The following is a 22,398-nucleotide window of genomic DNA, read 5'->3' as shown; positions in this document are numbered from 1 at the left end:
TCCCCTCGTGGGTCAGCCGACCCGGTCCCAGCCCCGCCGCGGCCGGTGGCTGCCGAGCTGGACGTCCCGGCTGCGGTAGACGATGTAGGGCCGGGTCAGGTAGCCCAGCGGCGCGCTGAAGACGTGCACCAGCCGGGTGAACGGCCACAGCGCGAAGAGCCCGAACGCGACCAGCGCGTGCAGCTGGAAGCCCAGCGGGGCGTCGGCCATCAGGGACGCATCGGGGTTGAAGGCGAGGAACGAGCGGTACCAGACCGAGACGCCCTCGCGGTAGTTGTAGTCCCCGCCGACGGTCAGGATCGAGCCGGCCACGGTGTTCCACATCCCCAGGACGATCACCGCCGCCAGGAAGGCGTACATGACCTTGTCCATGGTGGTGGTCGCGGAGAACACCGGTCCCGTGGTGCGGCGGCGGTAGACCAGGATCGCCATGCCGACCACGGTCATCACGCCGGCGAGCAGCCCGCCGGCGACCGCCACCACGTGGTAGGCGTGCTCGCTGATCCCCACCGCGTCGGTCCACGACTGTGGCACCAGCAGGCCTATCACGTGACCGCCCACCACCCCCAGCATCCCGAAGTGGAAGAGCGGGCTGCCGATGCGCAGCAGCCGGCTCTCGTAGAGCTGGGAGGACCGCGTCGTCCAGCCGAACTTGTCGTAGCGGTAGCGCCACAGGTGCCCCACGACGAAGGTCGTCAGGCAGACGTAGGGCACGACGACGAACAGGAAGGCGTTCATGGGCGGGCTCCCGGGAAGGACGGCATGGGCAGCAGGGTGGTCTCGTAGGACGCCCCCGGGCTGAACTGCGGGCTCGCGAACGGCGCGAGCCCCACCTCCTCCTCGGGCGGGCCCTCGGCGGCCAGGCGGCGTACGGCGTCCCGCTCGTCGCCGCGCAGCCGCGGCAGCGTGGCGGTCACCGCGTCCACCAGGGGTGCCCACGGCGAGGACGCGTCCTGCAGCGAGAGCCGCAGCAGCTCGAGCCCGGCGCGGTGGTCGAGCATCAGGTCGCGGCCGCGCTCGGGGTCCACCGTCGCGGCAAACTCGAGCACGACGCACAGGTGGTCGGGCAGCTCCGCGTCGTCGAGCTGCCACCCCGCCTCCAGGTAGGTCTGCTTGAAGCGCAGCAGGGCCATGCCCCGCTTGCGGGTGTCCCCGTGGGCGAAGTAGGTCAGGAACAGGTTGCAGCGACGCCGGGTGTCGAAGGTCTCGACGTAGTCGGCCTGGAGCTCGGGCAGCGGCGTCGTCTCGAGGTGGTCGAGGAACTCCCGGATCCGGTCCCCGAGCGTCGGCGGCAGCCCCCGGGACGCCGCCCTGATCAGCCCGGCCCGGTCGAGGACCGCCTCGTCGGGATAGTCCAGGAGCAGGGAGACCGACTGCCACGCGATCGTGAGCTGCTCGGCCGGCAGCGCCGGCCGCGGCCGCCGGCCGCTCATGACTCCGGCCCCTTCGGTGGGAACAGCCCGGGAGGTGAGCCCTTGCCGTCCCAGTTGAGGAGGTTGACCCGGCTGCCCTTGTTCGTCGGCCCGGCCAGCGTGTCGGAGGTCTGCCGGTCCTGCAGCATCTGGAAGTTCTCGACCGCGATCGGCGTCGGCACGCCGGACCCCTCGCCGAAGAGGTCCTGCTGGCCGCCGCCGTAGTCCGAGACCGAGCACTCCGTGGACAGCTCCTCCAGGGAGTGCGCCTGCTCGGCGTGGGCCGGCGGGATCACGTAGCGCTCGTCGTACTTCGCGATCGCGAGGAGGCGGTACATGTCGTACATCTCCTCCTCGGTCATCCCCACGGCTGCCGGGATCGAGGCATCCGGCTCGCGGCCCATGTTGATGTCGCGCATGTAGCAGCGCATCGCGGCGAGCTTCTTCAGCACGGCGTCCACGGGTGCGACGTCGCCTGCCGTGAACAGCTCGGCGAGGTACTCGACCGGGATGCGCAGGGCGTCGATCGCCGCGAACAGGTTGCCCGTGTCCTCGGCGTCCTCACCCGTGTCGCGCACGACGTCGACCACCGGCGACAGCGGCGGGATGTACCAGACCATCGGCATCGTGCGGTACTCCGGGTGCAGCGGCAGCGCGACCTTGAAGGTGTTGATCAGCGCGTGGATCGGCGAGCGCTGGGCGGCGTCGACCCAGTCCCGCGGGATGCCGGCCTGCTCCGCCGCACGCACCACCTCAGGGTCGTTCGGGTCGAGGAAGACCTCGCGCTGGGCCTCGTAGAGCCCGTGCTCGTCGGTGGTCGACGCCGCCTCGAGCACCTTGTCCGCGTCGTAGAGCACCAGGCCGATGTAGCGCAGCCGGCCGACGCAGGTCTCCGCGCAGACGGTCGGGAGACCGACCTCGATCCGCGGGAAGCAGAACGTGCACTTCTCGGCCTTGCCGGTCTTGTGGTTGAAGTAGACCTTCTTGTACGGGCATCCGGAGACGCACATCCGCCAGCCACGGCACCGGTCCTGGTCGACCAGGACGATGCCGTCCTCCTCGCGCTTGTAGATCGCGCCGCTCGGGCACGACGCCGCGCACGAGGGGTTCAGGCAGTGCTCACAGATCCGGGGCAGGTAGAACATGAACGTCTGCTCGAACTCGAACTTCACCTTGTCGGCGATGTTCTTGAGCATCGGGTCGCGGTGCGCGTTCGCGGTCGAGCCACCGAGGTCGTCGTCCCAGTTGGCCGACCACTCGATCTTCATGTCCTTGCCGGAGATCAGCGACTTGGGCCGCGCCACGGGCGTGTGCTCCTGGGCGGGCGCGTCGGTGAGCGTGGCGTAGTCGTAGGTCCACGGCTCGTAGTACTCACCGATCGAGGGCAGCTTGGGGTTGGAGAAGATCGTCAGCAGCTTCCGGAACCGGCCACCCGCCTTGAGCATGAGCCGGCCCCGGCCGTTGAGCTCCCAGCCGCCCTTCCACTTCTCCTGGTCCTCGTAGGTCCGGGGGTAACCCAGCCCGGGCCGGGTCTCCACGTTGTTGAACCAGACGTACTCGGTGCCGGTCCGGTTGGTCCACGCCTGCTTGCAGGTGACCGAGCAGGTGTGGCACCCGATGCACTTGTCGAGGTTCATCACCATCGCCATCTGCGCCATGACCTTCACTGGTAACGCACCTCCTGCGAGCGCTTGCGGATCACGGTGACCTCGTCGCGCTGGTTGCCGGTGGGCCCGAGGTAGTTGAAGGCGAAGGCCAGCTGGGCGTAGCCGCCGATCAGGTGCGAGGGCTTCACCAGCAGCCGGGTGAGCGAGTTGTGGATGCCGCCGCGCTTGCCCGAGGTCTCCGCCAGCGGGACGTCGATCAGCCGGTCCTGCGCGTGGTACATGTACACCGTCCCCTCGGGCATCCGGTGGGACACGATGGCCCGCGCGACCACGACCCCGTTGCGGTTGACCGCCTCGATCCAGTCGTTGTCCTCGATCCCGACCTTGCGGGCGTCGACGTCGCTCATCCAGATGTTCTGGCCACCGCGCGAGAGCGACAGCATGAAGAGGTTGTCCTGGTACTCCGAGTGGATCGACCACTTGTTGTGCGGGGTGAGGTAGCGGACCGTGAGCCCCTCGACGCCCTGTCCGGGCGAGCCGTCGGAGACGTTGCCCAGGTCGGGCTCGGCGAACAGCGCCGCCATGTTGAGCGGTGGCCGGTAGACCGGCAGTCCCTCACCGAGCTCGGTCATCCAGTCGTGGTCGAGGTAGAAGTGCATCCGGCCGGTCAGCGTGTGCCACGGCTTCTTGCGCTCCACGTTGATCGTGAACGGCGAGTAGCGCCGCCCGCCGGTCTCCGAGCCCGACCACTCCGGCGAGGTGATGACCGGGACGGGCGGGCCCTGGGTGTCCGCGAAGGTGATCCGCTTGCCCTCGTGCTCCTCGGCGAGGTCGGCGAGCCGGACGCCGGTGCGCTTCTCGAGGGTCCGGAAGCCCTGCGTGGCGAGGTGGCCGTTGGTGGTCCCGGACATGGCCAGGATCGCCTCGCACACGTGGACGTCCCGCTTCAGCGACGGTCGTCCGTCGGCCACGCCGCCGCGCACCGCGCCGTTCTTGCGGCGCAGGTGCTCGACCTGCGCACCGAGCTCGAAGGTGACCCCCTTGGTGGTGGCGCCCAGGGTGTCGACCAGCGGGCCGAGCGCGTTCATCTTCTCGGCGACCGCGCCGTAGTCGCGCTCCACCTCGACCAGGCGGGGCATCGTGACGCCGGGGACCGGCTCGCACTCGCCCTTCTTCCAGTCCCGGACCACGCCGTGCGGGTTGGCCATCGCGTCGGGGGTGTCGTGCGTGAGGGCGACCGCGACCACGTCCTTGCGGACGCCGAGGTGGGTGGCGGCGAGCTCACTGAACTTCTCGGCGATCGTCTGCCAGGCGTCCCAGTCGGTGCGCGTCTGCCAGGGCGGGGCGATGGCGGGGTTGAAGGAGTGCACGAAGGGGTGCATGTCGGTGGTGTTGAGGTCGTGCTTCTCGTACCAGGTGGCGGCCGGGAGGACGACGTCGGAGAAGACCGTGGTGCTGGTCTGCCGGAAGTCGATCGTCATCAGCAGGTCGAGCTTCCCCTCGGGTGCCTCGTCGCGCCAGCGGACGTCGACGGGGCGACGCCCCTCGGGGGTCTCGGTTGCCCGCAGCGACGAGTCGGTGCCCAGCAGGTGCTTGAGGAAGTACTCGTTGCCCTTGCCCGACGACCCGAGCAGGTTGGCCCGCCAGATCGACAGGATGCGGGGGTGGTTGCCCGGGGCGTCGGGGTCCTCGCCCGCGAAGTCGAGCGCGCCGGACTTGAGCTGCTCGACGACGTACTCGCCGACGGGCTTGCCCGCGGCGGCCGCGTCGTCGCTGAGGTCGAGCGGGTTGCGGTCGAAGGTCGGGTACGACGGCATCCAGCCCATCCGGGCGCTCTGCGCGATCACGTCGGCCGTCGTCCGCCCGGCGAGCTGGCCCTGCCCGGTGGTCGCCGACAGGGTGTCCGCGCCGAACTGGTCGTAGCGGAACTGGTCGGTGTGGAGGTACCAGAACGCCGTCTGGATCATGTTGCGCGGCGGGCGGTTCCAGTCGAGCGCGTTGGCGATCTGGGTGTAGCCGGTGATCGGCCGGACCTTCTCCTGGCCGACGTAGTGGGCCCAGCCGCCGCCGTTGACCCCCTGGCAGCCGGTCAGGTTGGTGAGCGTGAGGAACGCGCGGTAGATCGTGTCGGAGTGGAACCAGTGGTTGGTGCCCGCTCCCATCAGGATCATCGAGCGCCCCTTCGACTCCTCGGCGTTCTGGGCGAACTCGCGCCCGACCCGGGCCGCGGCCGCGGCGGGGACGCCGGTGATGGCCTCCTGCCAGGCCGGCGTGTACGGGGACGCGGCGTCGTCGTAGCCGCTGGCCCACTCACCGGGCAGTCCGGGGCGCCCGACGCCGTACTGCGCCAGGAGCAGGTCGAAGACGGTCGTGACGAGGTGGCCGCCCACCCGGCGCGCGGGCACGCCTCGGGGCAGGTCGGCGGCGGCACCGTCGGCGGTGTCGAAGCGGGGCATCCGGACGACCACCGACTCCGTCGCCGTGTCGAGCAGGGAGAGGAGCGGGTCCACGTCGCCGAGCTCGAGGTTCCACCGGCCGACGCCGGCCTCGCCGTAGCGGTGACCGAGGGAGCCGTTGGGGACCACGGCCTCGCCGGTGCGCGCGTCGATCAGCACCGTCTTGAAGGCGGCGTTCTCCTCGCCCGCGTGCTCGGCCAGGTCAGCGGCGGTCAGGAACTTGCCGGCGGTGTATGTCGGCGTCCCTTCGTTGGTCGACCCTTCGGTGGTCGAGCCTGCCGACACCTCGTCGAGCCGCACGAGGTGCGGCAGGTCGGTGTAGGTCTTGACGTAGCCGGTGAAGTACGGCGTCTCCCGGTCGACGAAGAACTCCTTGAGCACGACGTGGCCCATCGCCATCGCCAGGGCGGCGTCGGTGCCGGGCTTCGCCGGCAGCCACTCGTCGGCGAACTTCACGTTGTCGGCGTAGTCCGGGGCGACCGCGATCACCTTCTGGCCGCGGTAGCGGGCCTCGGTCATCCAGTGGGCGTCGGGCGTGCGCGTGACCGGGACGTTCGAGCCCCACATGATCAGGTATCCGGCGTTCCACCAGTCCCCCGACTCGGGCACGTCGGTCTGGTCGCCGAAGACCTGCGGGGAGGCGACCGGGAGGTCGGCGTACCAGTCGTAGAAGCTCAGCATCGAGCCACCGATGAGGTTCAGGAACCGGGCGCCGGACGCGTGGGACACCATCGACATCGCCGGGATCGGCGAGAACCCCGCGACGCGGTCCGGCCCGTACTTCTTGATCGTGTGCACGTGGGCGGCGGCGACGATCTCGCTCGCCTCCTCCCACGTGGCGCGGACCAGCCCGCCCTTGCCCCGGGCGGACTTGTAGGCCTTGGCCCGCAGCGGGTTCTCGACGATGTGCTCCCAGGCCTTGACCGGGTCGCCACCGTGCTGGGCCCTGGCCTCGCGGAACATCTGCAGCAGCACGCCGCGCACGTAGGGGTAGCGCACCCGGGTCGGCGAGTAGGTGTACCAGGAGAACGCGGCGCCGCGGGGGCAGCCGCGGGGCTCGTACTCCGGGGAGTCGGGGCCGACCGAGGGGTAGTCGGTCTGCTGGGTCTCCCAGGTGATGATCCCGTCCTTGACGTAGACCTTCCACGAGCAGGAGCCCGTGCAGTTCACCCCGTGCGTGGAGCGCACGACCTTGTCGTGGCTCCACCGGTCCCGGTAGAAGTCGTCGGCCTGCCGGCCCCCGACCTTCGTGAGGGTCCGCAGGTCCGCCGAGACGGTCCCCTTGGTGAAGAAGCGCCTGCTGCGCACGAGCGCGTCGGCGAGCGACCCATCCATCCCGATCTGGCTGCTGTCGTTCGGCGTCTTCGTCAACGGATCCCCTGTTCCTGGGTGGCGTGCTGAGCGGCGGTGTGGCGGACGACGGTCAGGGTGAGCAGGAGCGCGAGGGCGGCGGTCACCGACAGGAGCCACAGCCCGATCGCGTAGGAGTCGGTGCGGCCGTAGACGTAGCCCATGACCAGCGGCGGCGCGAAGCCGCCGAGCCCGCCGGCCGCTCCCACCAGTCCGGTGACCCCACCGACCCGGGACGGCTCGGTCACCAGCGCGATGAGGGCGAAGGTCGCCCCGCTGCCGGCGCCGAGCGCGGCCGCCATCGCGAGGAACGCGACCGTGCCGACGTGCTCGAGCAGCGGGTGGGTCGCGGCGACGCCCGCGCCCACGACCACGACGGCGTAGCCGGAGGCGAGCACGGGGATCGGTCCGAAGCGGTCCGAGAGCCAGCCGCCGAGCGGCCGCATGACCACGGCGACGACGACGAAGCCGGCCATCCGGTTGGCGGCGTCGGCCGGGGTCAGGCCGTAGTCGGTCTTGAGGTACGCCGGCAGGTAGACCGAGAACGCGACGTACCCGCCGAAGGCGACGGCGTAGAGCAGGCACGCCTGCCAGGTGATCGAGAGCCGCGCGTTGGCCGAGAGCCGGGTCAGCAGGGAGCTGGTCGGGGCGGTGCGGCCGGGGGCGTCACGCAGCACCAGCCAGGCGACGACGGCGTACACCGCCAGGACCGCGGCCGTGATGAGGAAGGGCGCGCGGGAGCCGACGTTGGTGTAGAGCTTGACCGTCGTCAGCGCGCTGATCGCGGTGCCGCCCATGCCGGCGCCGAAGACGCCGATGGCCAGGCCGCGGCGCTCGGGCGGGAACCACGCGTTGACGAAGGGCACCCCCACGGCGAAGGCGGTGCCGGCGATGCCGAGGAAGAAGCCGCCGAACAGGAGGGCGGCGTACGAGGTCTGGGCGAAGAAACCGATGAACAGGACCGGGACGATTGTCACCGCGGAGATGATCGGGAACATCACCCGGCCGCCGAGCTTGTCGGTGAGGGCGCCGACCAGGATCCGGCCGAGCGAGCCGACGATGACCGGGACGGCGACCATCAGGGCGACGTCGGACTCGGTGAGGTGACCGAGCGTCCCCTTCTCGCGGAAGAGCGGGCCGAGCGGGCTGATCAGCGCCCAGGCCCAGAAGTTCACCGCGAACCCGATGGTCGCGGTGACGAGCATGACCATCGGCGACCGGGTGGCCACCCCCGACCGCGGTTCGTCGAGCATCAGGTCGTCCATGTGCGTCTCCTCACGCGGCCCACCCACCGTGGCAGACCCACGGCTCCCACTCCACCCGAATCGCGAAATGCCGGTGAGGGTCGGAGGTCCCGGACCGTCGGGACGCTCGGCCCGTCGGCAGTCCCCCCGGAGACGCAGCAGGGCCCCGGTCCGAAGACCGGGGCCCTGCTGGTGGAGCGTGTGGTGAGGCTGGACTCAGGTTTCGAGACGCGTCGCCGTTCCTCGCTTCGCTCGGTCCGGCCGACGCTCCTCAACCTGGCACCTGGCTTTGACGGGGTGCCAGCAAGCTGGCCCCCGTCAAGGGGTGCTCAGAAGTCCATGCCGCCCATGCCACCGGACGGGTCGCCCATCGGGGCGGCCTTCTCCGGCTTGTCGGCCACGACGGCCTCGGTGGTGAGGAACAGCGCGGCGATCGACGCGGCGTTCTGGAGCGCCGAGCGGGTCACCTTGGCGGGGTCGATGATGCCGGAGGCGATCATGTCGACGTACTCGCCGGTGGCCGCGTTGAGGCCGTGACCGGGGGTCAGGTTGCGCACCTTCTCCGCCACGACGCCGCCCTCGAGGCCGGCGTTGATCGCGATCTGCTTGAGCGGGGCGTCGGACGCGAAGCGCACGATGTTGGCCCCGGTCGCCTCGTCACCGACGAGCTCGAGCTTGTCGAACGCGGTGGCCGCAGCCTGCACGAGCGCCACGCCGCCACCGGCGACGATGCCCTCCTCGACGGCCGCCTTCGCGTTGCGAACGGCGTCCTCGATGCGGTGCTTGCGCTCCTTGAGCTCGACCTCGGTGGCCGCGCCGACCTTGATGACCGCAACGCCGCCGGCCAGCTTGGCCAGGCGCTCCTGCAGCTTCTCGCGGTCGTAGTCGGAGTCCGACTTCTCGATCTCGGCGCGGATCTGGTTGACCCGACCCTCGATCTGGGCGGTGTCGCCGGCACCCTCGACGATGGTGGTCTCGTCCTTGGTGATGACGACCTTGCGGGCCTGGCCGAGCATCTCGATGCCGGTCGACTCGAGCTTGAGGCCGACCTCCTCGGAGATGACCTGGCCGCCGGTCAGGATCGCGATGTCCTGGAGCATGGCCTTGCGGCGGTCACCGAAGCCCGGGGCCTTGACGGCGACGGACTTGAAGGTGCCACGGATCTTGTTCACGACGAGCGTGGACAGGGCCTCGCCGTCGACGTCCTCGGCGAGGATCAGCAGCGGCTTGCCGGACTGCATGACCTTCTCCAGGAGCGGCAGCAGGTCCTTGACCGAGGAGATCTTGGAGTTGGCGATGAGGACGTAGGGGTCCTCCAGCACGGTCTCCATGCGCTCCGGGTCGGTCACGAAGTACGCCGAGATGTAGCCCTTGTCGAAGCGCATGCCCTCGGTGAGCTCGAGGTCGAGCCCGAAGGTGTTGGACTCCTCGACGGTGATGACACCTTCCTTGCCGACCTTGTCCATCGCCTCGGCGATGATCTCGCCGACGGTGGTGTCAGCGGCGGAGATCGAGGCCGTGGCCGCGATCTGCTCCTTGGTCTCGATGTCGATCGCCATGTTGGACAGCTGCTCGGAGACAGCGGCCACGGCGGCCTCGATGCCGCGCTTGAGGCCCATCGGGTTGGCACCCGCGGCCACGTTGCGCAGACCCTCGCGGACCATCGCCTGGGCGAGAACGGTCGCGGTCGTCGTGCCGTCGCCGGCGACGTCGTCGGTCTTCTTGGCGACCTCCTTGACGAGCTCGGCGCCGATCTTCTCGTAGGGGTCCTCGAGCTCGATCTCCTTGGCGATGCTCACACCGTCGTTGGTGATCGTGGGGGCGCCCCACTTCTTCTCCAGGACGACGTTGCGGCCCTTGGGACCGAGGGTGACCTTGACGGCGTCAGCGAGCGTGTTCATGCCACGCTCGAGGCCGCGCCGGGCCTCCTCGTTGAAAGCAATAAGCTTGGGCATTTCAGCCATTCCTCACGCGTATGAGTTCATGGGGACCGATCGGTGGGCTGCCCGCGACGGACGGTCGAGGCAAGCTGACGAACCCTTTCTCGCCAGTGCCTGGACCTCAGCGTCACCGATCCGGTGTTGTCACTCTCATGCTACGAGTGCCAGCGTCATGTTTAGCACTCGACCCCCGAGAGTGCAAGGAGTTCGCGGCTACCGTGGGGGTCATGCACCTGCCCGACCAGCTCCGCACCCCCGTCCCCCTCATCGGCGCCCCGATGGCCGGCCCGGGCGGCGGCCGGCTCGCCCACGCGGTCAGCGCGGCCGGCGGCCTCGGGATGATCGGGGTCGCGGCCACCCGCGACGGCGGCTGGATCCGGGAGCAGGCGGCGATCGCGGGCGCCGACGGGACGCCGTACGGCGTGGGCCTGATGGCCTGGGCCCTGCCCGACGCCCCCGACCAGCTCGAGGCGGTCCTCGAGCTGCGGCCGGCGCTGGTCTCGGTCTCCTTCGGTGCGTACGCCGGCCCCCTCGGCCGGCTGCGCGAGGCCGGGATCCTGACCGCGACCCAGGTGGGGTCGCTCGACGACCTCGAGGCCGCCCTCGACGCGGGTGCCGACGTCCTGGTCGTGCGGGGTGCCGAGGCGGGCGGCCACGGACGCAACGCGATGGCCACGCTGCCGCTGCTCCAGCTCGTGCTGGACCGGACCAACCTGCCCGTCTACGCCGCCGGCGGCATCCTCAACCACCGCGGGCTCGCCGCCGTGGTCGCGGCCGGTGCCGCCGGTGCCTGGGTCGGCACCGCCTTCCTCGGCTGCGTCGAGACCGACACGTCCCCACGGGCCCGGCAGGCGCTGTTCGCCGCCACCGAGACCGGCTACGGGCGGGTCTTCGACGTGGCCCAGCAGGCGGCCTGGCCCCGCGAGTTCGGGGGCCGTGCCGTGGCCAACGCCTACTTCGACGCGTGGGTCGGCCACGAGGACCACCTCGACGAGGCGGCGCGCGAGCGCCACCGCAAGGCCGTGCAGGCCGAGGACTTCAGCACCGCCCACCTCTACGCCGGCGAAGGCGTGGTCGCGCTGGAGCACGAGCTCACCGCCGCCGACGTGGTGGCGGAGTTCGCCCGGGCACTGCCCTCAGCGTGAGAGCCGGGCCGCGACGGCCTCGGCGAACGGGATCGCGTTGAGGGGCATCACGTCGAGGTAGAGCCCGGGCTCGGTCACCTCGATCTCACTGACCACCAGCCCGCCGTCGTGGTGCATCATGTCGACGCGGCCGTAGACGATCTCGGCGCCGATCAGGTCCGCCGCCGCGGCGACGGCCCGGGCCGCCAGCAGCGCGGCCTCCTCGGTCAGCTCGACCGGCCGGGAGCGGCCGCCGAAGTGCTCGTGCACCCGGATCTCCCCCGAGGCGGGACGCTTGTCGACCTGGCTCACCGGTCGGCCGTCGATGACGAAGACCGAGGTCTCACCAGACTCGCGCACCGACTCCACGAGCGGTTGCACCACCCACGGCCCGCCCGGGCTGTCGGCCGCGGGCAGCCAGCGTCGGGCGTCGTCGACGACCTCGACGCCGAAGCCCCCGGCGCCGACGCGGGGCTTGACCACCGAGACGCCGAAGCCGGCCGCGGCGAGCCGGACCTCCTCGTCGTCGTCGGCGGTCCGGGTCGGCACGACGGGAAGGCCGGCCTCGGCGAGGTCGACGAGGTAGCCCTTGTCGGTGTTCCAGCGGAACACCTCGACCCCGTTGAGCAGGGCGGGGCCGATCCCCGCTGCCCAGCCGAGGAACTCCCCGAGCCTGCTGGTGTAGTCCCACGTCGACCGGACGGCCACGACCCGGGCCGCAGCCCAGTCGACCCACGGGTCGTCCCACCGCACCCACCGGCTGGCGATGCCGGCTGCGTCCAGGGCCGCGTCGAGGGCGGCGTGGCCGGGCTCGCCGTCGGGCCAGTCCGCACACGTGACGAGCAGGACGGGAGGCGGGCTGGTCATCCCACGGACCCTACCGATCCGACGGCTGTGCCGGGGGCTGGTGACCGAAGGGCACGTCCTCCTCCACGCCCAGGGCGGCCAGCACCGACGGCAGCATCGCCTTGGCGGTCCGCTTGTAGCCGAGCGCGCTGGGGTGGAACCGGTCCAGGCTGAACATCTCGTCGGGGTTGGTGATGAAGAACGGGCCGACCACGTCGGCCAGCGACACCGCGTGCGCGCCGGACCGGACCGCCGCCGACGCCTGCGCGGCGGCCAGCTGGCGCGACGCCCGCGAGCCGAGGGAGCGCAGCGGCTGCGGCACCGGTCGCAGCGCGCCGAGGTCGGGGCAGGTCCCCACGACCACCGCGCTCCCCCGCTCCCGCAGGACCGCGATCGCCTCTTCGAGGTGCTTGACCGAGTCCGCGACCGGCACCCGGTGGGTCACGTCGTTGCCGCCGACCACGATCACCGCCACGTCCGGCACGTAGCCCGGTCGCAGCCCGGCGATCTGGGCGCCGAGCATCGAGGACTCCGACCCGACCACGGCCCCGGTGGTCAGCCGCACCGACCGCTGCGTCGCCTTGGCCAGCCGGGTCGCGAGGCGGGCCCCGAACGTCTCCTTCGGCAGGTCGGCCCCGAGCCCGGCCGCGATCGAGTCGCCGAGCACGAGCAGCTCGATCGGGTCGCCGTACTTCTTCTTCCAGACCTTGTCCGCACGGGGCGCCTGCTCGCCGAGCGGCTTGCCGATCATCCGGCGCGCGGCCTCGGCCTGGCGGTGCAGGAGCTCGCGGGCGCCGTACCCGATCCCGCCGGTCGCCAGGCCCACGGCGGCGGCGCCGATACCGAGTCCGAACAGGCGTTGGAGGAGTCGTTCGCGGTTCACCCCCCAGAGGAACCACAGCGACCTGAACAGTCCCCGACGAGATCGTGTGCGGGACGTGTCGATTTCGCCCGCACTCGCCCGTCATCTCGGTGACAGACTCCTTCACACCACCTTGAGAGGACCGACCATGACCGAGTACGTCGTGCTGATTCCCGGCAACGAGAGCAGCTGGCTGAACGCCACCGAGGAGCACAAGGCGCAGATGTACGCCAAGCACGGCGAGTTCCACCGCCTGCTCGGCGAGCGTGGCCACAAGGTGGTCGGCGGCAACGAGCTCACCCACTCCGGCACCGCCAAGGTGGTGCGCGGCGAGCTCGACGCGATCACCGTCACCGACGGCCCGTACGCCGAGACCGTCGAGCAGCTGACCGGCTACTACGTCGTCGACACCGACGACCTCGACGACCTGCTGCAGGTCTGCGGCATCCTGGCCGGCGCCGAGGGCGCCATCGAGGTCCGCGGCACCGTCGACCACTCGGGCGGGATGTGACCGACCCCCTCGCCGCCGTCCTGCGTGACGAGTGGGGCCGCCTGCTGGCCCTGCTCGTCGCGCAGTTCCGGCGCCTGGACCTGGCCGAGGACGGGCTGGCCGACGCCTTCGAGGCCGCCGCCCGCACCTGGCCGGGTGACGGCGTCCCCGCCAACCCGCCGGCCTGGCTGCTGACCACCGCGCGCCGTCGGATCATCGACCGCCTGCGCACCGAGACGGTCGCGGACCGGGCGCTGCCGGTGCTGGCCGTCGAGGCCGACCTGACCGAGGAGGCGCAGCGCACGATGGCCTTCCCGGACGGCCCCGACGGGCCTCCCGGCCGGATCGGCGACGAGCGGCTCCGGCTCGTGCTGCTGTGCGCGCACCCCTCCCTGCCCCGCGAGGCGGCCGCCGCGCTGACCCTGCGGCTGGTGCTGGGCGTCCCGACCGAGGACGTCGCGCGGCTCTTCCTCGTCAGCACCCCGACCATGGCCGCCCGGCTGACCCGGGCCCGCAAGCGCCTTGCCGGACAGCACTTCGCCGTCCCGTCCGGCGCCGAGCTCGACGCCCGGGTCGGGGTGGTGGCCGACGTCGCCTACCTCGCGTTCACGACCGGCTACGCGCCCGCGTCCGGGGCCGACGTCCTCCGCGCCGACGTCGCCGGGGAGGCGATCAGGCTGGTCCGGGTCCTGCGGGACGTGCTGCCGCCGGACCACCCGTGCACCGAGCTCGACGCGCTGCTCGCGCTGATGCTGCTGCAGCACTCCCGCCGCGACGCCCGGGTCCGCGACGGCGCGATCGTGCTGCTCGCCGACCAGGACCGGTCGCTGTGGCGGCACGAGGACGTCGACGAGGCGGTTGAGCTGCTCACCCCGCTGGCCCACGCGCCGGCGGCGCCGTACCTCCTGCAGGCGTTGATCGCCGCCGAGCACGCCATCGCGCTGGACCCCGCGGCGACGGACTGGTCCCGGATCGCGGACCGCTACCGCGAGCTCGACGAGCTCACCGGCTCCCCCGTGGTCCGGCTCAACCGGGCCGTGGCGGTGGCCGAGGCGGACGGTCCGCTCGCCGGGTTGCGGCTGCTCGAGGGACTCACCCTCCCCGGCCACCGGCTGCCGGCTGCGCGTGCCGAGCTGCTCGCCCGGGCGGGACGTGGCGACGAGGCGCGCACGGCGTACGACGAGGCGATCGGCCGCTGCCACAACCTGGCCGAGCGCGCCCACCTGGTGGAGCGCAGGGCAGAGGTCCCCCCGGACTGAGCCCAATTCCTCCTGCGCGCGGCCGGTCGCCCGCGCCACGCTGGGCACATGACCACCGACGCACCGGCGCGCGGGCAGGTCCCGGTGAGCCCGGGACAGCTCGAGTGGCTCACGCACGAGATCGGCACCTGGCAGGGCGAGGGTCTGCTGACCGAGGCACAGGCGGCCGCGATCACCGGCCGCTACCGGGCCAGCCGACGCTTCTCGGTAGGACGGCTGCTGCTCACCCTCGGCGCGATGTTCGTCGGGGTCGGGCTCATCTGGCTGGTCGCCGCGAACCTCGACACGCTCTCGCCGCTCGGGCGCTTCGTCGCGGTCGCCGCGATCTGGCTGGCCGTGCTGGTCACGGGCGAGGTGCTCGCCCGTCGCCGGGCGGGCCACCCCGCGATCCCGGCGGCCGTGGTGGGCGCGGTACGCCTGCTGGCCGCGCTCGCCTTCGGGGCGGTCGTCCTCCAGGCCGCCGACAGCCTGGACGCCACCACCCAGACCGGCCTGGCCGGCTACTGGGCGCTCGGCGCGCTCGTGCACGCGTACGCCGTCCGGGCGACCATGCCGCTGCTGGTGGGCATCGCCACCGGGTCCTTCTGGTTCGTGACCCGGATGGGCGACGACCCGAGCGGCCTGGCTGCGGTGCTGTGCCTGACCGGCTCCGCGGTGCTGGCGGTCTCGCTGGCCGTGGTCCACCAGCGCTGGCTGCGCGGATTCGTGGCCCCGTGGCGGGAGGCAGGCGCGCTGCTGGCGCTCGTCGGCCTCTTCGTGGCCGCCCTGCCCTTCGTCGACGCCGCGCGCTTCGCGTGGACCCCGGCCCTGGGGATGGTCGTCGCAGCGGCCGGCGCCGCGGCCGTGGCCGCCCTGGTGCTCGCCTCGGGCACGGACCGGTTCGAACCCCTGGGTGCGCTGGCCGTGAGCGCGGTCGCCGTCGTCCTGGTCCTGTGGGACGCGGGCAGCGACACCGACGCCCCGCTGACCACGGGCGCCGTCCTCCACGCCGTCCTCAGCGTCGTCGTCTACGTCCTCACGGCGGTGGCCGTCGCCGTCCTCGGCACCCTGCGGGACAGCTGGCGGCTGACCGGACTCGCGACCGCGGCCCTCGTGGTCTTCACGACCTTCCAGAGCTTCGCCGTCTTCGCCCGGGTCGTCACCGGCGCCTGGCTCTTCCTGCTGCTCGGGCTGGTCTTCCTCGCGACGGGCGTGCTCTTCGACCGGGCCCGCCGGGAGATCGCCGCAAATCTCGAGGACGCCGACTGACCTGCCCGGCGGTCAGGCCCGGGTGGCGGGCTCGGACGCGGGCTCCTCGTCGGCGGTGTTGAGGCGCGAGTGGGACCGGCCGTAGCCGAAGTAGACGACCATCCCGATCGCCAGCCAGACCAGGAACCGGATCCAGGTGTCGACCGCCAGGCTGGCCATCAGGGCCACGCACGACAGGGCCGAGACGACCGGCAGCAGCGGCACCTGCGGGGTGCGGAAGGGCCGCTCCATACGAGGGTTGGTCCGGCGCAGCACCGCGACCGCGATCGAGACGACCACGAAGGCGAAGAGCGTGCCGATCGAGACCATCTCGGCCAGGGTGTCCAGCGGGACGAACGCGCCGAGCAGGCAGACCGCGAGCGTCGTGACGGCCGTGATGCGCGTCGGCGTACGGAACTTCGGGTGGATCCGCCCCACCGACGGCGGCAGCAGGCCGTCGCGGCTGAGCGCGTAGCCGATCCGGCCCATGGCGACGAGGTCGACGAGGATCACCGAGCTCAGGCCGGCGACCGCGGCGAGCCCGATCAGGAAGCCCGCCCAGCCCAGGCCCACCTGGTGGAAGGCGTCGGAGATCGGGGCGCCCTCGTCGAGGTCGGCGTAGTCGACCATGCCGGTCAGGACGAGGCAGACCAGCAGGTAGAGCACGGTGCAGATGACCAGCGTGCCGATCAGGCCGCGGGGCATGTCACGGCCGGGGTTCTCCGTCTCCTCGCCGAGGTTGGCGACGGCCTCGAAGCCGCTGTAGGCGAAGAACACCACCGCGGCCGCGACGAGCACCCCGACGAAGCCGTACGACGAGGGGTGGACGCCCGAGACCCACTGCCACAGCGGCTGGGCCAGGCCGGCCGCGTCGTCGTGCGAGGGCTCGGAGGGCGGCACGAAGGGCAGCAGGTTGGCGGTCTTGAGGAAGAACAGCCCGGCGACGATCACGAAGATGCAGACCGACACCTTGGTCACGACGAGCGCGTTCGTGACCCACTTCGACTCGCGGATGCCGACCGCGGCCACCACCCCCAGCACCGCGGCGATCAGGACCGCGCCGACGTTGACCGGCGCCGTCTCGCCGAACAGGCCGGTGGGCAGCCCCAGCGAGTCCTGGAGGTAGGCCGACCACCCCCGCGACACCACAGCCGCACCGAGGGCGAACTCCAGGATCAGGTCCCACGCGATGATCCAGGCGAAGATCTCGCCGATCGTCGTGTAGGCGTAGGTGTAGGAGCTGCCGGCCGTCGGGACGGCGGCCGCGAGCTCGGCGTAGCAGAGCGCGGCCAGCATGCTCACGACGCCGGCGATGGCGAACGAGATCACGATCGCGGGCCCGGCGTGGTTCTTGGCCTCGATCCCGGTCAGCGTGAAGATGCCGGTGCCGATCACGATGCCGATGCCGAACCCGGTGAGGTCCTTGGCCGAGAGCCGCTTGCTGAGGCCGGCCTGCTCGCCGTCGGGCGTCGGGTCGTTCTGGTGGAGGACGGTCTCCACGTCCTTGGTGCGCAGGACCGAGCTCCTGAGGGACATGCGGGACTACCTGTTCTGTGTCTGGCCGTGGTGTGTCTGGGCGCGCGGTCAGCCGCCGGCGACCGCCGGGATGACGGAGATCTGGGTGCCGTCGGGGGTCGCCGTGGCCAGGTTGTCGAGGAACCGGACGTCCTCGTTGCCGACGTAGACGTTGACGAAGCGGCGCAGCTGGCCGGCCTCGTCGAGGATCCGGCCCTTGATCCCCGCGTAGCTGGCGTCGAGGTCGTCCAGCACCTCCGCCAGGGTGCCACCGGCGGCGGTCACCTCGGACTCGCCACCGGTGTAGGTGCGGAGGATGGTCGGGATGCGGACGGACACGCTCATGGGGGCTCCTGTCGGGTGGTCGGGTGGGGCTCAGGCCGTGTTCAGGCCAGGCCGGTCGCCGCGAAGGCGGCGTACGACGGGTCGATGGTCGCAGCGGGACCGACCGAGTCGGCGACCGCGTCGAGGGTCTTCAGGCCGTGGCCGGTGTTGATGACGACGGTCTCGAGGCTGGTGTCGAGCTGGCCCGTCTCGACGAGCTTCTTCAGGACGCCGACAGTGGTGCCGCCCGCGGTCTCGGTGAAGATGCCCTCGGTGCGGGCCAGCAGCACGATCGCCTCGCGCACCTGGTCGTCGGTGATGTCCTCGACGGCACCGCCCGTGCGGCGGCAGATGTCGAGCACGTAGATCCCGTCGGCGGGGTTGCCGATGGCCAGGCTCTTGGCGATCGTGTCCGGCTTGACCGGGCGGATCGCATCGACGCCGGCCTTGTAGGCCACCGACACCGGGGAGCAGCCCTCGGCCTGGGCGCCGTACACCTTGTAGGGCTTGTCCTCGACGAGCCCGAGCTTGATCAGCTCCTGGAAGGCCTTGTCGACCTTCGTCAGCTGCGAGCCCGACGCCACCGGGATGACGATCTGGTCGGGGAGCCGCCAGCCGAGCTGCTCGGCGATCTCGTAGCCCAGCGTCTTGGAGCCCTCGGCGTAGTAGGGGCGGACGTTGACGTTGACGAACGCCCAGCCGTCCTCCTCGCCCGCGATCTCCGAGGCGAGCTTGTTGACGTCGTCGTAGTTGCCGTTCACGGCGATCAGCGAGTCGGTGTAGACGGCCGAGTTGACCTGCTTGGGCTTCTCGAGGTTGCTCGGGATGAAGACCACGGTCTTGATGCCGGCGCGGGCACCCGCCGCCGCCACCGCGTTGGCCAGGTTGCCCGTGCTGGGGCAGGCGAAGACCTTGGCGTGGAACTCCGTGGCGGCGCTCAGCGCACAGGCCACGACCCGGTCCTTGAAGGAGTTGGTGGGGTTGGTGCTGTCGTCCTTGACCCACAGGTTGTCGATGCCGAGCTCGCGGCCGAGGTTGTTGGCCCTGAGCAGCCGCGTGAAGCCGGGCTCCATGTTGGGGCTCTGCTCGATGTCGGACGGCACCGGCAGCAGCGCCTTGTAACGCCAGATGTTGGCGGGTCCGGCCTCGATCTCCTCGCGGGTCACCTGGGGGAAGTCGTAGGCGATCTCGAGCGGACCGAAGCACTCCGGACACGCGTAGTGCGGTCCCAGCTCCACCGCGTGCCCGCACTCGCGGCACGACAGTCCCTTGGCGTGCCCGAACGCGCCCTCGCGCAGGGTCGGCTCGGACGGGGTGGTCGTTTCGGCAACGACAGTGCTCATGAGTCCTCCTTCTCATCTTCCCCACCGCGTCTCTCGCGCCGGGCCGGAATTAGCACCGTTTCCACGAACCGCTTCCCGTCACGGACGACGGTGGGCGGAGGCTCGTGGCGGTTGCCGGGACTTCACTGGGCCGTTCCCTCAGTCCCTCTCGATGAGCTGGTTGAAACAGTACGGCGTGCGTCTCAGCATGCGCACATTGAGTCCACATGCTGGCGCGAGTCTTCGAGGGGCTGGTGGGTGCGCCGCGTAGCCGATCGCGCCTCGGCATCAAGGAGCTTCGCCCGCTTCGCGGCGCCTTCGGCGTCCTTGACGCCGAGCCTCGCGCGATCGGCTTCAGGCGGCGGTCGGGGCGGGGCTCCGCTGCGCTCCGCCGCCGCCCCGCCCCAGGCGCACCCCCGAACAGCTCGAGCGGTGAGCCATGAACCGAACCCGACTTGGAAACGGTTCACCAGGCACCGCCCGGCCGACCCGGCGGTGAGCCATGAACCGAATCGGGCAGGCAAAGGGTTCACAAGTCACCGCTCCCGCCGCCAGGGCGCCCGCGCATGCGGGCGCCTCCGTCAGGCCCGGTTGGTCCGCGCGTCGAGCGTCAGCTGCCTGAGCAGGTCCAGCACCCCCTGCGGCCCCTTCACGACCACGTCGCTCAGGGGGATCAGCGAGCTCTCCTCGTCGGAGGCCGAGCAGACCAGCAGCGTGGGGAGCCCCCGGCGACGCAGGTCCGCGACCGCCTCGAACGCCTCGACGTCGCCGAGGTCGTCGCCGGCGAACAGGAACCCGCCCGCCTCGAGCTCCTCCACGAGCGCCTCGACGACCAGCCCCTTGTGCATGCCGTGGGAGCGGATCTCCACGACGTTGCGGCCGGGCTCGACGACCAGGTCGTGGGCGGCGGCGAGGTCCCGCAGCCCGGGGAGGACGCGCTCGAAGGCACCCTCGGGGTCGGGGAGGCGGCGGGTGTGCACGGCCACGGCGAGGCCCTTGTCCTCGATGAACGCGTCGGCCGCGTCCGCCGCGCGGAGGGTGCGCGGCAGCTCCCGCAGGAAGCTCGCGAGGCCGGAGGGTGGTCGCGGTGAGATCACGCGGCGGTGGGTGGAGCTCCAGCGCTCGTTGCCGTACTGCCCGAAGAGGTAGAGCTCCTTGCCGGTGTCACCGATCTCGTTGCCGACCTGCTCCAGCCCGCCGAGCGCGAGGGCCTGGCGGGCCGGGCGACCCGTGATCACCGCGATCGCGGCGACCTGGGCGGCGAGCTCGACGAGGACCTCGGAGGCCTCGGGGTGGATGTGGGCCGCCTCGGGGTCGTCCACGATCGGCGACAGGGTGCCGTCGAAGTCGAGCCCGACGACGGTGGAGGCGGCGGCCCGCACCAGGGCGGCGTACCGCTGCTCCCCCTCGACTGAGGTGAACTCCATGGCCCAACCCAATCACGACCGGGGGTCGCGGTGGGCGGGAGGGAAGGATCAGGCGGCGTCTGAGGTGAGGATCACGGTGAGCCGGTCGAGACGCATCGGGTCGATGGCGGGCTCGAGGCGGCGGATGCCCAGGTCGAGGGCCAGCACCTTGGCCGCGGCCTTGAGGCGCTGCGGGTAGTAGACCGTCGAGCTCGGGATGGTGCCGTACCAGTTGTCGGAGCCGACGACCTGCCAGCCCGCGTCGGAGGCGCGGGACGCGATCCGTCCGGCGAGTCCGGTGATGCCGGAGTTGTTGTAGACCTCGACGTAGACGGCCGAGCGCTTGACGGCCGGCTCGAGGTGGCGCGGCTTCTGGACCTTCTGGGGCTCGGCCGAGGCCGAGGTCGACGGGCTGGGCGCCGCGTGGGCGACGGTGGTGACCTTGCGCTCGGTGGGCGCGGGGTCCCGGGTGGCGACGAAGGCGATGCCGGCCATGGCGACGGCGATGATGCTCAGCATCACGACGGGCGAGGGGAAGACCACGCCCCGCTGGTTGCGGGACCGGTGGGCGAGGCGGAACATGCTCAGACCTCGAAGCCCAGGCGGCGGGCGGAGCGCTGCCGCTGGCGGGCGGCCCGGAGGCGACGCAGGCGGCGGACCAGCAGCGGGTCGGCCTCGAGGGCGTCCGGGCGGTCGATCAGGGCGTTGAGGACCTGGTAGTAGCGCGTGGAGCTCATGTCGAACTTCTCGCGGACCGCGGTCTCCTTGGCGCCGGCGTACTTCCACCACTGACGCTCGAACTCGAGGATCTCGCGGTCGCGCTCGCTCAGGGTCGGCGTGGCCTCGGCCTCGAGGCCCTGCAGCGCGTTCGCGGCATCCATGCGCAATCTCCCCGTGTGATCAGATGGTGTTCCGACGCCAACTGTAGGCGACGAACCACATCGATGTCATTCGCACCCGGCGAGTCGCGGGGAGCAACTGAGACGCACCCGAGGAGGACCCGTGAGCGACACCTGCGGCTGGGGCGTCCTGGCCACCGGCCGGATCGCCCGGAGCTTCGCCACCGACCTCCGCGAGGTGCCCGGTGCCCGACTGGCGGCCGTGGGTTCGCGCAGCCAGGAGTCCGCCGACGCCTTCGCACGGGAGTACGGCGACGCCGCGACGACCGCCCACGCCTCCTACGCCGCGCTGGTGCAGGACCCGGCGGTCGACGTCGTCTACCTCGCCTCCCCGCACTCGATGCACCTCGAGCACGCCCGGATGGCCTTCGAGGCCGGCAAGCACGTGCTGTGCGAGAAGCCGCTGACCCTCAACACCGCCGAGGCCGAGGAGATGGTCGCGCTGGCGGCCCGGCACGACCGGTTCCTCATGGAGGCCATGTGGATGGCCTGCAACCCGGTCATCCGGGCCCTCCAGGACCCCGACCGGTTCGGGACGCCGCGGCAGGTGCACGCCGACCTGGGGTTCGTGGTCGACCGTCCGGCCACCGACCGGCTGCTCGACCCGGCGCTCGGCGCCGGCGCCCTGCTCGACATGGGCATCTACCCGCTGACCTTCGCGCACCTGCTGCTGGGCGAGCCGACCCGGCTCGCGGCGGTGGCCAACCTCAGCGAGAGCGGCATCGACCTCGACGTCGCGGTCGCCGGCCTGCACCCCGGCGGTGCCATCTCCGCGTTGAGCGCCTCGATGACCTCGGTCTCGCCCCGGACGGCCACGGTGGCGACCGACCGCGGGACGCTCGTCGTGCCGACACAGTTCCACCACCCGACGTACGCCGAGTGGACACCCGTCGGCGGCGAGACCGAGCGGATCGAGGGTGCCGAGCCGTTGCTCGGCAGCGGCCTGGGCAACGAGGCGGCCGAGGTGCAGCGCTGCCTGCGCGAGGGGCTGCGCGAGAGCCCGCTCGTCCCGCACGCGCAGACGTTGTCGCTGATGCGGCAGATGGACGACATCCGCGCGCAGGTCGGGGTCAGGTACGACGCCGACGGCGCTTGAGGTCCGTTGACTAGGGTTG

19 protein-coding genes and 1 riboswitch are annotated in these 22,398 nt (G+C 71.5%); of the genes, 5 read left to right on the top strand and 14 right to left on the bottom strand.

Annotation, left to right across the window (positions count from 1 at the left end; translation table 11 throughout):
* Positions 1-12: 12 nt before the first annotated feature.
* From narI to groL, 6 genes are all read right to left on the bottom strand, one after another.
* Positions 13-738, bottom strand: coding sequence for a respiratory nitrate reductase subunit gamma (narI, locus tag FB382_RS01280; protein ID WP_182536131.1), 726 nt, complete (start codon positions 736-738; stop codon positions 13-15).
* Positions 735-1,433 carry a nitrate reductase molybdenum cofactor assembly chaperone gene (gene narJ, locus FB382_RS01275; RefSeq protein ID WP_182536129.1) on the bottom strand — a complete coding sequence of 233 codons (699 nt, stop codon included), beginning with the start codon at positions 1,431-1,433 and terminating at the stop codon, positions 735-737. The genes narI and narJ overlap by 4 nt, the downstream gene beginning before the upstream one ends.
* The gene (narH, locus tag FB382_RS01270; protein ID WP_182536127.1) at positions 1,430-3,079 is read right to left on the bottom strand and encodes a nitrate reductase subunit beta; all 1,650 of its coding nucleotides are present in this window, start codon (positions 3,077-3,079) and stop codon (positions 1,430-1,432) included. Before narH ends, narJ begins: the two co-directional genes overlap by 4 nt.
* A complete protein-coding gene (locus tag FB382_RS01265) occupies positions 3,076-6,846 on the bottom strand; it encodes a nitrate reductase subunit alpha (protein ID WP_425490041.1) in 3,771 nt (1,256 codons plus the stop codon). Before FB382_RS01265 ends, narH begins: the two co-directional genes overlap by 4 nt.
* Positions 6,843-8,090 (bottom strand): MFS transporter, encoded by a 1,248-nt coding sequence (locus FB382_RS01260; RefSeq protein WP_220481218.1) that lies wholly within the window; start codon positions 8,088-8,090, stop codon positions 6,843-6,845. Before FB382_RS01260 ends, FB382_RS01265 begins: the two co-directional genes overlap by 4 nt.
* Positions 8,091-8,398: 308 nt before the next feature.
* Complete coding sequence (groL, locus tag FB382_RS01255) at positions 8,399-10,024, bottom strand: chaperonin GroEL (RefSeq protein WP_125037803.1); 1,626 nt, start codon at positions 10,022-10,024, stop codon at positions 8,399-8,401.
* A 212-nt stretch (positions 10,025-10,236) separates the two neighbouring features.
* Here groL and FB382_RS01250 point away from each other — a divergent pair, with 212 nt between their 5' ends.
* Complete coding sequence (locus FB382_RS01250) at positions 10,237-11,154, top strand: NAD(P)H-dependent flavin oxidoreductase (protein WP_182536125.1); 918 nt, start codon at positions 10,237-10,239, stop codon at positions 11,152-11,154.
* On the opposite strand, the gene FB382_RS01245 is transcribed toward FB382_RS01250, so the two are convergent.
* The gene (locus tag FB382_RS01245) at positions 11,146-12,000 is read right to left on the bottom strand and encodes an ATP-grasp domain-containing protein (RefSeq protein WP_182536123.1); all 855 of its coding nucleotides are present in this window, start codon (positions 11,998-12,000) and stop codon (positions 11,146-11,148) included. The two genes, FB382_RS01250 and FB382_RS01245, sit on opposite strands and share 9 nt — an antisense overlap.
* 10 nt (positions 12,001-12,010) lie before the next feature.
* Entirely contained in the window at positions 12,011-12,862 is an 852-nt protein-coding gene (locus FB382_RS01240) for an SGNH/GDSL hydrolase family protein (RefSeq protein WP_343055441.1), read from the bottom strand.
* Between the two features lie 127 nt (positions 12,863-12,989).
* On the opposite strand from FB382_RS01240, the gene FB382_RS01235 reads away from it, so the two are divergent.
* Genes FB382_RS01235 through FB382_RS01225 form a run of 3 tightly spaced genes read left to right on the top strand, consistent with a single transcriptional unit; the run spans position 12,990 to position 15,838 of the window.
* The gene (locus tag FB382_RS01235; protein ID WP_125037569.1) at positions 12,990-13,352 is read left to right on the top strand and encodes a YciI family protein; all 363 of its coding nucleotides are present in this window, start codon (positions 12,990-12,992) and stop codon (positions 13,350-13,352) included.
* On the top strand, positions 13,349-14,590 hold the full coding sequence (locus FB382_RS01230) for a DUF6596 domain-containing protein (RefSeq protein ID WP_182536121.1): 1,242 nt from the start codon (positions 13,349-13,351) through the stop codon (positions 14,588-14,590). Before FB382_RS01235 ends, FB382_RS01230 begins: the two co-directional genes overlap by 4 nt.
* Positions 14,591-14,638: 48 nt before the next feature.
* Positions 14,639-15,838, top strand: coding sequence for a DUF2157 domain-containing protein (locus FB382_RS01225; RefSeq protein ID WP_182536119.1), 1,200 nt, complete (start codon positions 14,639-14,641; stop codon positions 15,836-15,838).
* A gap of 12 nt (positions 15,839-15,850) precedes the next feature.
* On the opposite strand, the gene FB382_RS01220 is transcribed toward FB382_RS01225, so the two are convergent.
* The 6 genes from FB382_RS01220 to FB382_RS01195 all read right to left on the bottom strand — a co-directional run bounded on the left by FB382_RS01220 (position 15,851) and on the right by FB382_RS01195 (position 21,265).
* A complete protein-coding gene (locus tag FB382_RS01220) occupies positions 15,851-17,353 on the bottom strand; it encodes an APC family permease (RefSeq protein ID WP_182536117.1) in 1,503 nt (500 codons plus the stop codon).
* Positions 17,354-17,401: 48 nt separating this feature from the next.
* Positions 17,402-17,677, bottom strand: a complete 276-nt coding sequence (locus tag FB382_RS01215) for a MoaD/ThiS family protein (protein ID WP_125037566.1) — start codon at positions 17,675-17,677, stop codon at positions 17,402-17,404.
* 41 nt (positions 17,678-17,718) lie between these two features.
* Positions 17,719-18,999, bottom strand: a complete 1,281-nt coding sequence (gene thrC / locus FB382_RS01210; protein WP_182536115.1) for a threonine synthase — start codon at positions 18,997-18,999, stop codon at positions 17,719-17,721.
* 9 nt (positions 19,000-19,008) lie between these two features.
* A riboswitch (SAM riboswitch) is annotated at positions 19,009-19,157 on the bottom strand.
* 402 nt (positions 19,158-19,559) lie between these two features.
* Positions 19,560-20,405 carry a trehalose-phosphatase gene (gene otsB, locus FB382_RS01205; RefSeq protein ID WP_182536113.1) on the bottom strand — a complete coding sequence of 282 codons (846 nt, stop codon included), beginning with the start codon at positions 20,403-20,405 and terminating at the stop codon, positions 19,560-19,562.
* Between the two features lie 48 nt (positions 20,406-20,453).
* A complete protein-coding gene (locus tag FB382_RS01200; protein ID WP_182536104.1) occupies positions 20,454-20,966 on the bottom strand; it encodes a LytR C-terminal domain-containing protein in 513 nt (170 codons plus the stop codon).
* Between the two features lie 2 nt (positions 20,967-20,968).
* Complete coding sequence (locus FB382_RS01195) at positions 20,969-21,265, bottom strand: DUF3263 domain-containing protein (RefSeq protein ID WP_182536102.1); 297 nt, start codon at positions 21,263-21,265, stop codon at positions 20,969-20,971.
* A 121-nt stretch (positions 21,266-21,386) separates the two neighbouring features.
* Here FB382_RS01195 and FB382_RS01190 point away from each other — a divergent pair, with 121 nt between their 5' ends.
* Positions 21,387-22,379 carry a Gfo/Idh/MocA family oxidoreductase gene (locus tag FB382_RS01190; RefSeq protein WP_182536100.1) on the top strand — a complete coding sequence of 331 codons (993 nt, stop codon included), beginning with the start codon at positions 21,387-21,389 and terminating at the stop codon, positions 22,377-22,379.
* Positions 22,380-22,398 lie beyond the last annotated feature (19 nt).

Origin of the sequence: Nocardioides ginsengisegetis, from assembly GCF_014138045.1 — a bacterium.
Lineage (GTDB): Bacteria > Actinomycetota > Actinomycetes > Propionibacteriales > Nocardioidaceae > Nocardioides > Nocardioides ginsengisegetis.
Note: the sequence above shows the minus strand (reverse complement) of the source record. Positions and strands in the feature narration are given on the sequence as shown.

Excerpts from the sequence above, each read along its gene's own strand:
- FB382_RS01215 (WP_125037566.1), bottom strand. The coding sequence starts at position 17,677 with ATGAGCGTGTCCGTCCGCATCCCGACCATCCTCCGCACCTACACCGGT.
- FB382_RS01250 (WP_182536125.1), top strand. The coding sequence starts at position 10,237 with ATGCACCTGCCCGACCAGCTCCGCACCCCCGTCCCCCTCATCGGCGCC.
- narJ (WP_182536129.1), bottom strand. The coding sequence starts at position 1,433 with ATGAGCGGCCGGCGGCCGCGGCCGGCGCTGCCGGCCGAGCAGCTCACG.
- FB382_RS01195 (WP_182536102.1), bottom strand. The coding sequence starts at position 21,265 with ATGGATGCCGCGAACGCGCTGCAGGGCCTCGAGGCCGAGGCCACGCCG.
- FB382_RS01220 (WP_182536117.1), bottom strand. The coding sequence starts at position 17,353 with ATGTCCCTCAGGAGCTCGGTCCTGCGCACCAAGGACGTGGAGACCGTC.
- FB382_RS01260 (WP_220481218.1), bottom strand. The coding sequence starts at position 8,090 with ATGGACGACCTGATGCTCGACGAACCGCGGTCGGGGGTGGCCACCCGG.
- groL (WP_125037803.1), bottom strand. The coding sequence starts at position 10,024 with ATGCCCAAGCTTATTGCTTTCAACGAGGAGGCCCGGCGCGGCCTCGAG.
- thrC (WP_182536115.1), bottom strand. The coding sequence starts at position 18,999 with ATGAGCACTGTCGTTGCCGAAACGACCACCCCGTCCGAGCCGACCCTG.
- narI (WP_182536131.1), bottom strand. The coding sequence starts at position 738 with ATGAACGCCTTCCTGTTCGTCGTCGTGCCCTACGTCTGCCTGACGACC.
- otsB (WP_182536113.1), bottom strand. The coding sequence starts at position 20,405 with ATGGAGTTCACCTCAGTCGAGGGGGAGCAGCGGTACGCCGCCCTGGTG.
- FB382_RS01235 (WP_125037569.1), top strand. The coding sequence starts at position 12,990 with ATGACCGAGTACGTCGTGCTGATTCCCGGCAACGAGAGCAGCTGGCTG.
- FB382_RS01225 (WP_182536119.1), top strand. The coding sequence starts at position 14,639 with ATGACCACCGACGCACCGGCGCGCGGGCAGGTCCCGGTGAGCCCGGGA.
- FB382_RS01200 (WP_182536104.1), bottom strand. The coding sequence starts at position 20,966 with ATGTTCCGCCTCGCCCACCGGTCCCGCAACCAGCGGGGCGTGGTCTTC.
- FB382_RS01245 (WP_182536123.1), bottom strand. The coding sequence starts at position 12,000 with ATGACCAGCCCGCCTCCCGTCCTGCTCGTCACGTGTGCGGACTGGCCC.